12 protein-coding genes and 2 pseudogenes are annotated in these 12402 nt (G+C 53.9%); 7 read left to right on the top strand and 7 right to left on the bottom strand.

Features of this window, described 5'->3' with window-relative positions:
* Positions 1–22: 22 nt before the first annotated feature.
* Complete coding sequence (locus IM267_RS20405; RefSeq protein ID WP_142464495.1) at positions 23–229, bottom strand: helix-turn-helix domain-containing protein; 207 nt, start codon at positions 227–229, stop codon at positions 23–25.
* A 164-nt stretch (positions 230–393) separates the two neighbouring features.
* Here IM267_RS20405 and IM267_RS20400 point away from each other — a divergent pair, with 164 nt between their 5' ends.
* Positions 394–744 carry a helix-turn-helix domain-containing protein gene (locus IM267_RS20400; RefSeq protein WP_000787636.1) on the top strand — a complete coding sequence of 117 codons (351 nt, stop codon included), beginning with the start codon at positions 394–396 and terminating at the stop codon, positions 742–744.
* Positions 745–1236: 492 nt separating this feature from the next.
* On the opposite strand, the pseudogene IM267_RS20395 reads toward IM267_RS20400, so the two are convergent.
* Both IM267_RS20395 and IM267_RS20390 read right to left on the bottom strand, forming a co-directional pair.
* Positions 1237–2272: pseudogene (locus tag IM267_RS20395) on the bottom strand (IS630 family transposase).
* Between the two features lie 342 nt (positions 2273–2614).
* Positions 2615–3394, bottom strand: coding sequence for an HNH endonuclease (locus IM267_RS20390; protein ID WP_193034173.1), 780 nt, complete (start codon positions 3392–3394; stop codon positions 2615–2617).
* A 159-nt stretch (positions 3395–3553) separates the two neighbouring features.
* On the opposite strand from IM267_RS20390, the gene IM267_RS20385 reads away from it, so the two are divergent.
* The 3 genes from IM267_RS20385 (at position 3554) to IM267_RS20375 (ending at position 6110) form a co-directional block, all read left to right on the top strand.
* Positions 3554–4444, top strand: a complete 891-nt coding sequence (locus tag IM267_RS20385; RefSeq protein WP_049069561.1) for a hypothetical protein — start codon at positions 3554–3556, stop codon at positions 4442–4444.
* Positions 4445–4582: 138 nt separating this feature from the next.
* Positions 4583–4777 carry an AlpA family transcriptional regulator gene (locus tag IM267_RS20380; RefSeq protein ID WP_001561320.1) on the top strand — a complete coding sequence of 65 codons (195 nt, stop codon included), beginning with the start codon at positions 4583–4585 and terminating at the stop codon, positions 4775–4777.
* A gap of 16 nt (positions 4778–4793) precedes the next feature.
* Complete coding sequence (locus IM267_RS20375) at positions 4794–6110, top strand: ParB family protein (RefSeq protein WP_193034172.1); 1317 nt, start codon at positions 4794–4796, stop codon at positions 6108–6110.
* Here the strand turns inward: IM267_RS20375 and IM267_RS20370 are convergent.
* From IM267_RS20370 to IM267_RS20355, 4 genes are all read right to left on the bottom strand, one after another.
* Positions 6022–6213, bottom strand: coding sequence for a hypothetical protein (locus IM267_RS20370; protein ID WP_193034199.1), 192 nt, complete (start codon positions 6211–6213; stop codon positions 6022–6024). The genes IM267_RS20375 and IM267_RS20370 overlap by 89 nt on opposite strands.
* A 10-nt stretch (positions 6214–6223) precedes the next feature.
* Positions 6224–6904: a molecular chaperone gene (locus tag IM267_RS20365; protein WP_193034171.1), complete on the bottom strand. Its 681-nt coding sequence runs from the start codon at positions 6902–6904 to the stop codon at positions 6224–6226.
* Between the two features lie 100 nt (positions 6905–7004).
* Positions 7005–7517, bottom strand: a complete 513-nt coding sequence (locus IM267_RS20360) for a fimbrial protein (protein WP_009654430.1) — start codon at positions 7515–7517, stop codon at positions 7005–7007.
* A 369-nt stretch (positions 7518–7886) separates the two neighbouring features.
* Complete coding sequence (locus tag IM267_RS20355; RefSeq protein ID WP_193034170.1) at positions 7887–8477, bottom strand: tyrosine-type DNA invertase; 591 nt, start codon at positions 8475–8477, stop codon at positions 7887–7889.
* Between the two features lie 212 nt (positions 8478–8689).
* Here IM267_RS20355 and IM267_RS20350 point away from each other — a divergent pair, with 212 nt between their 5' ends.
* From IM267_RS20350 to IM267_RS20340, 3 genes and pseudogenes are all read left to right on the top strand, one after another.
* Positions 8690–9622 carry a TIGR03756 family integrating conjugative element protein gene (locus tag IM267_RS20350; RefSeq protein ID WP_226848240.1) on the top strand — a complete coding sequence of 311 codons (933 nt, stop codon included), beginning with the start codon at positions 8690–8692 and terminating at the stop codon, positions 9620–9622.
* Positions 9623–9633: 11 nt separating this feature from the next.
* A pseudogene (locus IM267_RS20345) lies at positions 9634–10995 on the top strand (integrating conjugative element protein).
* Positions 10992–12402 (top strand): conjugal transfer protein TraG N-terminal domain-containing protein (locus IM267_RS20340; RefSeq protein WP_193034169.1); only part of this gene is annotated, 1411 nt, incomplete at its 3' end. The pseudogene IM267_RS20345 and the gene IM267_RS20340, both read left to right, overlap by 4 nt.

Genomic DNA, 12402 nt, shown 5'->3' with positions numbered 1-12402 from the left:
ACTCCGCGCTCAGAGGTCAGGGTCATTTTGTATTACCCTCACCGAAATCTTTTGTTGTATGTTTCTGTTGTTCTATCCATGCGTCGATATCCTTTCGGGAAAATCGCCACTGGCCTCGGACCTTAAAAGCAGGTAGTTCCCCGGTCTGGGCCATGGAATAGACTGTCTTCTCACCGACCTTAAGTAGGGTGGCGACATCCTTTAGTTTCAGAACCTCGTCATTGCTCATGCCGCCTCTCCTGAAGGGCTGTTGGCCGTCAAAGCACAGTACCAGAACAGAGGCAACCTTCCTGCCTCTGAGTGAAAATAAACCAGAATATACCGAATTATACCAAAGATTGCCAGATAGGTTTCGTGTTGCAAAACACTAAACACCGAAGTATATTAAACGCTATGAAAAACTTTGGTGAAACCATCCGCGACCTTCGAGTCGCCCAAGACCTTGGGTTGCGCGAAACTGCGATCAAGGTAGGCATTTCCCCCGCCTATCTAAGCCGCATTGAGCGTGGCAAGGAGCGTCCGCCAAGACCAGAGGTAATCAAGGAGCTGGCCAAGATACTAGCGGCCGACCCTGACGTGCTGTTCCGCTTGTCTTCCTCCACAGACCCGGAAGTTGTCGACTACCTTCATGACCAACCCGAGGTCATGAATTTGCTCCGCTATGTCAAGGAGGCCTGCTTTACCGAGGATGAGCTCAAGAGCCTCGTTCAAGCAGCCGAAAGCATCAAGGCCAACTCTCATTAGCCCTACTACTCCCGGTTGATCCCGATTCAAAATCTGCTTAGGCGCCAACACTAAAATACGATCATTGCGTAATTGGTGATATTTAATATAAACGTCCTGATGTGCTTCGCAGGTACTATCGATTGGATTGTCCAATACGCTCTCCCCAATATAGGATAAATTTCATTTACCACTTTCGCTGATAATTCCTGCAAAACTTGGCACTGAATTCCAAACTCAGCTACAGAACAACAAATCCTGAATTTGTGCGCAAAAAAGCTTGGCTTTTCATTATCTTTAATACTGAATTATCTGTACAAAAACTGCCCCCACAATCCAGCCAATTTACAGCCGTGCTCTACTTTGTCATAGATAGGTTCTGAATAGCTACACCATTTTCGTTTATACAGTCTTTCAAGTGGAGATAGCTGTATTTTTCTTTGGAAACACCAAAAATGAAACTGAAACCATTCTCTTCATAAGACAGGTCGTAATGTATATACTCAATAAACCTCAAGATGCTGGTGTGAGTACTTGAAAGTGATCGTTAATTCGGGATGTCACCGAGTCTGCTATATCCGGCAGTGTCTTGCTAAAAAAACAGATATTGCATCCCTGAACTCTCGCGTACTACTGAAATAGCGGTTATTTCGCGCATGTTCATTCATTAATCTCCACATTCGTTCTATCGGATTCAGGTTCGGACTGTAAGGCGGAAGATAATGCAGCCTGATATTTACCACTTCCGCCCAGTCTTTCACTAACTGCGAACGGTGGTAACCTGCTCCATCCAGAATGACATGGATTTTCTGGTTATAATCAGGATAAACCTTACGTATCTCGTTGAAAAAACGGGAGACATTGTATTCATTAATGGCTTTGTATTCGCAGATTAACGGAGAAGCCGGTGCTTTCAGACTCAGCGCCTCCATGATATTCAGACGTGTGCGGCTGCCCGTTGTTTTGACTGCTTTTTCTGGCCTTTACGTATCCAGCCATAGCTGATTTTAGTGGCCTGCGTTGGATGGACAGCATCAATAAAAAGAACCGGTTCTTCGCCCGCGGTTGTTTTCAGTTCCTCATAATATTCAATGAATTGCCTTTGCTTTTCTTCACTGAATTTATGCGGGACGCCTGACGGTTTTTTGTAGGTGAAGCCGTTGCGATGCAGCCATTTGTTCATTCCCGGAACGCTGAAAACGACGTTCCATGTCCGGGCGACAAACGCAATAATATCGCGGACATGGTGAAACAAATTACTGGATAACTGGCTGATTAAAAAGGCTGTTTGTTTAGCACTAAGTTTGCTGTCCGATCCGCCATTTTCACGTTTCAGCTTCCCTTTGTTAAGGAACTAGCTGATATGGTGGTCAACGGTTGTCTGATGCAGGCGCAAAGCCTGAGCGATCATGGACGAATTCCAGCCTTCAGAAGCCAGAAGAATGGCTTTAATACGATCGCAAACACGCTTATCACGACTGGAATCATGAAGGCGCTCAAGTTCAGCTTTTTGTTGGTCAGTGATAAATATTTTCATAGTGAGCAGCATGTTCTCCTGTTGCCTGAAAATCAAGCATCTTCAATGATCACGGGTATATACACCTCTCTAAACGAGCCTACTGGCGTCAGAATGTATTGAAAATACTTCAGACCTAATTATAGTGTTAAATCATATAACCAGTAAAGTCGGGACATGCTGAATCCTTATCCTTCAACTTTTTAAGGAACTCCCCCCTAATAGCTAAAAGTCAAGCAACGAAAGCACTAAAACCTTAAAAATTCATTAATGACAATCAATAATTACAGACCTACCGTGCCAAGCAATTTTTTTATTTCACATATAAATAACATTTAAAAAATAGTAGTTATTACTGTAGAGGAAATTATATCTTTACCTCAATAAATCCTCCCGATGCCATTCCAGATAACAATACGATTCAACAGAAAACGCCTTTATTTTCTCCGGTAACAAACACTGCTCTTTAACACTCATATCCAGCTCATTGCTAATTAATAAACGCCCATCGTTTTCAAACGAAATCCATCCCTGATCAAATAGAATATCAATGTGCGCAGCTAATATAATTCCATTAAAAGGATCAAGGCGCTCATTCCCATTCTCGCAGGCAGCCCACGGTTTTATATGGCTGGCACGGAGTAACGGCGCAAACGTCGTTCCCGTAACAGGGCATGCCGGATACAACATAAGACAATTTTTCCGAAAGGTACCCTGCCCCAGCCGTGCCGCAATCAACTGCTCGCGTACAGTATCTTCAATACTTTGATCCTGCTGAATAATAAGACAGTCACGTTGCGCCTGTTCATCTCCATCAGAAGATATCAACGAAAGAACGCGCTGCTCAATAACACTCTCTGAAAGCAGACTCAATCGCTGATGCACACGCTGCGCTGAATGAGAAAGCGCAGCAGGAGCGCCCTGCTCGTCAAGCCAGCCGACACGCACATCACTAAGCCAGGAATCAAAACGGTCACGACTATTTTTCAGACTATTGCGAAACTCACTGGCGGTTTTGCCCGCACCGAAACGGGGATAAAACAAGTCATAAGCCTCTTTCCATTTCAGAACACCAAGTCCCACAGGTGGTTGAGATTTACCGTACTTCGACAAATACCACGCCACTTCAAGCAAATCGTCTTCAGTGCTATTCAATGTTACGTCCTGTTTTTCCAGCGTAATTCATCACCAGATTATGTCTGAAAAGATCGTTAACTAAACTGATCAGGTTAGTTGTTTTAGCAAAAAAACTCACACAGATTTTCACCATCAACAAACACTACACGCAACCAACAACACAAAAAGGAATACGCCATGCCCCCACACAAAATCCGCCAGGAGTGGCTGACGCTGGACGAGGCCGCAGAAGTCATCCGGCAGCACAACATCACGTTGCTGCCCGCCGATCTGATCCGCCACGCCCTGCACGGCGATCTGCCACTCTCGGTCTACTTCCCTTCTCCTGTACTTCTGAGACCACTCAATCCTCCTTGCCACTTTGCCTGCCGATTCAGCAAGCCCCCCTTTCCGCCTTCGCAGTGTAACAAACCCGGCAACCGCAAAGTGATGGCGAACTCTCCGCCGTGCAGACGCGACCCGACTCTGCAACTGACCACCAGCCATCTATGGAATTTGCCGTTAATTGGCCTTGAGCGCCTGCTGCTCCACCAGCAACTGGCGAAAACGTTGAATCGTCCTTGCCCCAAAGATACCCATTGCTGCAACCAGATTGGCATCGTGGTCTGCGATGAAAACGACAGCTACTACCAACTCTGTTGCCGCAAATCGTTGCGGGAGCTTTTGCTGGAACTGCTCGCCACGCAAAACAACCTCCAGGAAGAGCTACATCTGCTGATTGGCCAGCTATATGGTAATGGTCGCAATGACCTGAAATCCCGGCTCAATTTGTCCGTCTGCTACCTGCAGGACACGCTGCCCCCTGACGCACTGTTCGTCATCCGCCGCACTCATCTCGAGGCCTTCCTGACCCGCCATCAGCCGGAATCAAAGGAGCGGATCACCTCAGCGCTCTCCCGTTTGCTGTGGCTGGCCTGCAAGCACAACCCACAGCTGGACGATGAAATGCTGGAGCATCCCTACAAACTGCTGAACATTTTCGAATGCTGGGCGCGTGAGGAAGGTATGCACCTGCCGCTGAGCCCCGAGACGTTGAAAACCGCACTCCAGCGCGGCGCACCGCCGTAACGCGATCAACTAACCCTTTCAACTAACAACTCTCACTAACCCAGATAAGGATTTTTACTGCCTGGCAGGGACGCTGCTGCTTTGATAACCACGCCCATCGTGCTGATGTGAACGAATCTGGACACAGGAGGAATGGTTATGAATAGCGACAGATTTTTACGCTTACGCCAGGTGGAAGACAAAATCGGCTTCGGTAAATCGTGGATTTACCGGCAAATACAGCTGCAACAGTTTCCGCCATCCATCCGACTCAACAGCCGCCACGTCGCCTGGCTGGAAAGCGAGGTGGATGCTTGGATCCACCAGCGCATCCGGCTTACCCGCGATGTCTGAATGCCGGAGGAAGATTATGTGCGCTTCACATCTGCTCAACCGCTGGCTTCACGGTGCCAGCAATACCGGAGAACAGGAAATGGTCCAGGTCAGTCTGGAGCAAATCCAGCCGTTCTCCCTCAATCCCCGCGTCACCCGCAGCCCCGGCTATGACGTGCTGAAGGCGTCAATTCTTGCCCGCGGGCTGGATAACCCGCCGGTGTTGACCCGTCGCCCCGGCGATGAAAAATATATGCTCGCCAGCGGTGGGAATACGCGCCTCGCCATCCTCAATGAACTGTGGCAGGAGACGCAGAATGAGCGTTACCACCGCGTCTGCTGGCCGTTCAGACCGTGGCCGGAAACGCTGTCACCGCAGCAAGGTGAAGTCCAGTGCCTGATCGGCCATCTGGCCGAAAGCGACCTGCATAACGGATTGATGTTTATCGAACGGGCGGAAGGCATTCTGCATCTGCGCGATCTTTACCACGAGGCAGGCATTGAATGCCCGACGCAGCTGGCGCTGGCGGAGCAACTGACCCGCGACGGCTATCCCGTCAGCCAGTCGCAAATCAGCCGGATGTTGCAGACCGTCGACTGGCTGCTGCCCTGCATCCCTAACGCGCTATATGGCGGTCTGACCCGAAAGGTTATCGATCGCCTGCTGGCGCTGCGTAGCGCAGCGGAACAGGTGTGGGCAAAGCTGATGCCGCTGGAACGCCAGCCGGAATTTGCCGACCTGTTCAGCACCGCCCTCGCCACCTTCGACGGCGAGCCGGAAGCCGTGGTACCGCAACTGGTGCAGGACGAACTGCTCGGCGAGATGAGCTGTCGCAGCGGCATGAGCTGGAATACGTTGCTGGCGGAACTGACCGATGGCCAGAGCAAGCGGCAGGTGCTGCTGGGGCCTCCAGCCGAAAAGGTCCTCTGGCCGCCACCGCCGGAAGCTGAAAAAGCGCCACTACCAGAGCCTGAGCCACCGACTGAACCCGCCGCGCCCGATGAGCCAAAACCCTCACCGCTGGTAGATACGGCACGGTCGCTGTTCGCCAACTGGGGGCTGGACGCCTGTATCCAGCCGGACGACAGCGCTCTAGCGGGTTTCACCCTCGCGCCTTGCCACGATTTTCCCCACCCGGCTGCGCGGCGCTGCTATCAGGTACTGGCAGCCCTGAATGGCGACACCAGCACACCGATGCCCGCCCTCGAATTGCTGTTGTCGCCGGACTACGAGAATACTCAGATCCAGCAACTGATGCAGCTTATCAGCCTGTGCCGCCAGCGGCTTCGGCAAAGGCAGATAAGTCCACAACTGGCTGGCCCGGACTGTCCAGCTCCAGCGCGTGGGTATTGAAGGTCTCGCGGGCTTCCGCATGACGCAGATAACCCAATAGCAGCACCATAATCAGCAACAGCGCCAGCAGGAAGATCATCAGTCGGGAATTCGGGTTATTCATATTCCCTCCTTCAGAGCTTACGGCTTTCGGTCTGACTGACGCCGCCGTAATCACTGATCGACTGCCAGCTCACCATGGACGCCGTGGCCGATGGCAGCGTGAAGCTGACGCTGCCTTTCGGCGGCACCATATCGGCCTCTTTGATCTCCTGCCCGTCCACCTTTAAGGTGAACAAAGTGACGTAGTAAGACGTGGGATTGCTGACCATAAGACGATTGCCGCTACGGGAGACCGACAGATGGTGGTAAGCCGTCTCCGGCTGTCCTTCCAGCCCCGCCGGGCGGTAAAAGAGTTTCAGGCGGGATTTCACCACCACCTGCAGAACGTTGTTATGCGGCACGCTGTCGTCGGTGGCGGGAATGGACTTCACGTTCAGCCAGAACACCGATTCCCGGTCTTCAGGCAGGCTCCCTCCAGTGCGCACAATGCGCAGGATGTTCTCTTCGCCTGGATTAATGCGAAACAACGGCGGCGTGACGATAAACGGTGTTTTGCTGCCTTTCACGCCACTGTCCACCCAGCTCTGCACCAGCCAGACACCGGATCTGTCGGGGTTGCGTATAGAAGCGGAGGTCTCTTTTTTGTCGCCGTTATAAATGATCCGTGTCCCGCCAATGACAATCCCGGCCTGTGCCTGCACGGTAAATACGGCCAGCAATAGCGCCAGCAAAATGTCTGCATACCTGTTCATCTTGTTATCTCCGGACGAAAAATACGCATCCCTGCGAAACGCTCCCTGTTATGCGGCGGCGCATGCCCAGGAGGAGGATGCGCCCCGCGACGGCACAGCGTTATTTGTAAATGATGGTGAACTCAGAGGTACCGTTTGCTGTACCGGTAGTGACCGCCGGGCCTGTGGAGACATAGCGGGCGACAAAGTCGAGCGCGTTTGCGCCTTCTGCGAGGGTGTAGTCGGATGAAGCGGAGTGCAGCGGGATGGCCGTGCCGTTTTTATCTGCGATCTGGATCCCGACCCCGGTGGCGATGCCCGTGCCACTGTCCAGCGCCAGCAGGCTCTGGTCGTTGTTATCGGATGTCCCGTCAAATTTCACATTTGCACCAGTGACCGTTTCCGGGCACTCGCTCACGTTGATGGTAAATTGCGTTGGCGCCGCTCTCATTCCTTTCGCCCCGTTAAGGGCGGTCTGGGCAACATTGCCGAGGTTCACCGGTAGATTCTGGGAGCCAGTGTCGATCTTGCAGGTCTGGTCGGTAATGCTGCCGGTGAAATGAATGGTGCCGTCGGCAGCCATGGCATTAGCCGCCGCCAGCATAAAGCACGCGCTTAACATTGTTTTTTTCATGTGTTTCTCCTTGATGAAATATCATTCGGGGCTCAGCCCCGTACCACTCTGGCGATGAAAAAATCCGCGTTAGACTTTCCCGTTAGTGCCAGAGTGGTGAGTTCAGGAGAAAATGAGGAGGAAGATGAAAACGAAAAATAAAAATGCCAGCAGGCGAGGATGAGAGCTTTCAGAATGGCATAAAACAGTAAGGCGGTGAGCAGATAGAAACTGGCAACGTGGGCGGCTTAAGCACGTTGCCAGCAGGGTACCAAAGGCATGTGAAGCATTACGATCTCGTAATAGTTATTTTAAAACAAATAGATAATCCATTATCAAAAGGGGTCTCAGAAAAATTTTGACACTTTGCTAAATTTTTCTGATACTACTTTACATTCTGGCACTAATTGTGTGGTTTTCTCTCATATTCCCCCAGACATTCATAAATCTCTGCGTATTTGTCGCTGTATAAATCACCGTATGCCGGATGTTCCGGTGCCCCAGATAATCCTGTATCAGACGCGTATCACGCCCCAGGTCCGCCAGCGCATAGCCGCATCCGTGCCTCAGCATATGGGGATATGCGGAAATACTGACACCGCCCAGTTCGCCGTAACGTCTGAGCAATAACCTGACCTGGTGACGCGACAGCGGGCCTCCTTTCTGCGACAGAAAAAGCCAGTCGCTGTCTGCCTCCCGCCAGCGGCGGCGCACATTTAGCCAGCGCATCAGCGCGGGCAGTTCGGCATCGAACAGCGGATGCTGCGTCGAGAGACTGTTTTTAAGCCGTCGGACATAGACCGAACGCCCTACTAAATCGATATCCGACAGGCGCATCCCACACAGTTCACTGACCCGCAGACCGTGTAAAAAACACATCTGAATCAGGCAATAATCCCGCTCAAAATGGATCCCTCTGTCCGCTGCAAGCAGTATCTGTCCCACTTCATAGCGGGTCAGATGTTTTCGTTTTACTGGCATAAGTCTTGCTCCTTAAACACAATAAAAATGAAGAAAAAAACAGGCCGGAACCACTTTCGTAGCCCGGCCTGAACCACAGAATAACACCAGAAAGCCCGGCAAAGCTTGATGACAGACTCAACAATTTTCACGGGCGGGTTCTAGTTTTCAGCAGTGATCGTATGAACATTGCGCTACACCCGGCAGAAGAAAACTCTGTTGCCGGAGGCGTTATGCCAGACCGCTCTTCTCTTCTGTTGCCCCTGATGCTGTGCGCCGCTTTCCCGCTCAGAGCCATTACCACGCCGGAAATTGCCGCTTCCGCCCTGTCGCCGGACTGCGTGAACTACCGGGTGGTCGGCCTGTGCTACTGGCTCTATTGCACGCCGTTCGGCTGTACGGTGCGCACGTCGGTGAAGGTCAGTCATTTCCGTCCGGATCTGGTGGTGTCGGCTTACAGCAACACCGGGCAAAGTCCGTGGACGGAGATGTCGTTACTCAGCCCACCGTTGCCCGGTGTTGCCGAAGGCGGCGGCGATACGAATCCTCGTTCTGCCAGCCAGCACAGCAAGATCCGCTTTAAGAATGCCGATGCTATCGGCTTCCCGGCAGGCGATGAACTGGCAAAATTTTTCACCCAGTTTGGCTATATCTGCTCACCTTCATCGCAGCCTTTTCAACCGTACTTTCTGAGTCAACTCGATACGCTGGCATGGCGCAGCGGTGTGCCGGAAATGACCTGGCCGGAGGCGCTGACGCCGGGCATGCGGGAAGTCGGTCAGAACGGCGATATGTGGGGCAATATCTACCCGCGCGCCGGAGCCATCAGCCAGCCCCACGACTATAAAGCCGCCGCCGTTATCGCCCAGCGCGTGGCCGATCTGGTGACGCGTACCGGGCAACCGCATATCTACACTCCGCTGACCGCCTCATCCCGCGCCGGGTACTGGCCGCCCTCCCCGGTTATCGAAGGCGGCAGCGATAACCATCGCTGGCAGATGCTCACGCCGAAAAAATCCGCTGCCTGTTCGGTGTTCCCGGATGGCAGCGCCACCGACACCTACGCCGACAAGCTGGCAGAGGATGGAGCCTACGCCTGGACGCTGTGGCGGCCCTATAAATGCTGTCCGCGCCGGGGGCAAACCTTCCTCGGCAGTACGGGTTAACGGAGGCGGTGATGAGAGTCCTTTGCCTGGTCTTACTGTTTTTCGCCGGGGTTTGCGTGGCGGCAGACGACTACAGTTTCCGCACGCGAGGCGCAGTTGATGACCTGCTTTACTACCAGATTGGCGGCGGTGAAGCGGTCATGCCGCCTCCGGTACGCCGTAGCCCCTCGCCGCTTAGCTTAGGTCTTGGCTGGAACGCCGATATGATGTGCGGCAATTTCGATATCGACACCACGGTGCGCAACCAGCTAAACGGCATCACCGACGGCTTCCAGCAACTGATGGGTAACGTTATCCAGAGTGCCACCGGCGCGGTTGCCAGCCTGCCCGCGATGATTATCCAGCGCGCCAATCCGCAGCTTTATGATCTGCTGACCAACGGCGTGCTGCAGGGACGGCTGGATTTTGATAAGTCGCTGCTGAACTGCCAGAAAATGGCGGAGAAGATGACCGATTTAGCAACAGATTCCGCCTGGTTTTCGGGGGCCAAAGCGGAGAACTACCAGTCACTTGCCGCCAGCGATAATGACGCCATCCGCACCGACCAGAAAGCGGCAAAAGAAGCCGCAGAAAAGGGTAAACGCTGGGTGGGCGGTGAAAAGCGCGGCGGTAAAAGCCAGCCGCCGATTAAGGTAGTCCATGACGCCACCGCCGCAGGCTAGAATATTCTCAACCAGCAGCCCGCCACCAGCACCACGTCTCTTACCCCCTCCGAATGCGACGGGGAACTTTGTAGCACCTGGACATCCCCTGAAGAGGCCGCCGGATGGATGACCCGCGTGCTGGGCGAGCAGACCATCAGCGTGGCGCAGGCCACCGACGATCCGGACGCACGTTCCGGCGCACAGGCAGGGATCGGTCTACATCCGCTGATCGACGAAGAAAAGGCGAGGATCCTGCCCCTCCTGACAGATCTGGTTAATGGCAGTCAGAAACCCGGCTTCGACAATTTGGCGAAAGCCTCCGGCGGATCCATGCAACTGACCCGCGGCGTGGTCGAGGCACTGCGCGACGATCCGGACGCCACCGTCCTCACCGAACGGCTGGCGGGAGAACTGGCGCTGGCCCGCGTCACCGAACAGGCGCTGCTGGCCCGGCGCACGCTGCTCGCAGGTATGCGTGAACCCAATATCGCCAACGTCAAAGAAGCGCAGGACAGCTTAGGCAAAACCACCGCCCAACTGGATGAAGAGCTGAGCCAGCTTAAGCTGGAACTCGATTTCCGCCAGGCGCTGACGCGCAATACCGCCAGCCAGATCCTGCAACGCAAGCAGCAGCGCGACCAGCTTCAGGGACAGGCGGTGGAGGTACCGGACGACAGCGATCGCCGCCTGCACAATCTCAATAATCCACAGCCGGACAGTCCGCGATGACCGCCAACAGCTATTTCGAGTACGTGCTCACCCTGCTCGGCTGGCTGGTAAACAACGGCGTTTGGCAGACGCTGACCGCCACCGGGCTGTTCGCCTTGCCCCTGCAGGCAAAACTGATTGCCCTGTGGCTGAAAGCGCGTGGTCAGGGGGCGGACGAAGGCAACGTCGCCCGCCTGCTGGTCATCTGGGTGGAGCACTCGCTCTACAGCGCCCTTCTGGTGATCTTCTTCGCGGGCGTGCCGTTCCTCAATGTCGATATCAATACCCTCACCTACGATAGCCAGCGCACAAAGCAGTGCGGCTGGTCGGTGGTGCAACCCGGAGATTCCGGCTATGCGCCGCTCATCAACGAACTTAGCGGACAGAGCGCCTCGGTGCCGGTGTGGTGGTACTTCACTCATGCGCTTGGCAAAGGCATCACCAGCGCCGCCGTCGCCGTCTTGCCCTGCAAGCCGGACCTGCGCCAGTTGCGCTTTGAGGTGCAACACACCCGGATCGCCGATCCAGCGCTGGCACAGGAATTACAGGATTTCGTTAACGACTGCTATGGCCCGTCGCGCGCACGGCTCAAACGGCTGGGCAGCGATATTAGCGAGGAACAGAGCCGGGAAGTGGACTGGGTGGGATCGTCTTTTTACCTCTCCACGCCGGGCTATTACGACCACGATCATTCCCGTTCGCCCCGCGCCGCCTGGCCTTATGACACTAGCCGCGACGACGGTCTGAGCGATACGGGTGGCGGAGGCTATCCAACGTGTAAAGAGTGGTGGTCCGATGGCGATACTGGGCTGAAAAATCGGCTGCTGAAGCAGGTCGATACCACGCTCTGGCAACGGCTGCAAAAACTGGGGCAGTCGAAAGACGAGTACGAAGAAGCGGTATTGCGCTCGCTGGTGAGCCCGCGCAATATGCAGGTGTCACAGGGAGGGCTGGTGTACAACGGGTTTGGTGGGAGTGCGGGGGATAACTTGAATGCATCGCAAGCGTTAAGTCGGATGGGGAGTGTCGCCGGAATGTCGGTTTCCAGCCTCGCTTTGTTCCCTGCTTTCGACAGCGTGCGTCAAGCGTTGCCGATGGTGCAGACATTACTTGGAATGGCCCTTGTGATTTGTATTCCTGTGATCCTGCTGTTCTCTGCGTGGGAATTAAAAACTGTGGTTATGCTGAGCTTCGTGCAGTTCGCCCTGTTCTTTCTTACCTTCTGGTGGGAACTTGCACGTTGGCTGGATAGCTGGCTGATGGAAATTATCTACAACGCAGAGGGTGCTTCGCACTTTAACCTGTATGGGTTGCAGAACGCTTCTGATGATTTGATCGTCAATGTGGTGATGGGGACGATGTTTGTGGTGCTACCTGCGTTCTGGCTTGGAGCGCTGACGTGGGCGGGGGCTAGGGTTGGCGGGGCTG

It is taken from the genome of Enterobacter cloacae complex sp. P15RS (genome assembly GCF_014895905.1).
Taxonomy (GTDB): domain Bacteria; phylum Pseudomonadota; class Gammaproteobacteria; order Enterobacterales; family Enterobacteriaceae; genus Enterobacter; species Enterobacter quasihormaechei.
Note: the sequence above shows the minus strand (reverse complement) of the source record. Positions and strands in the feature narration are given on the sequence as shown.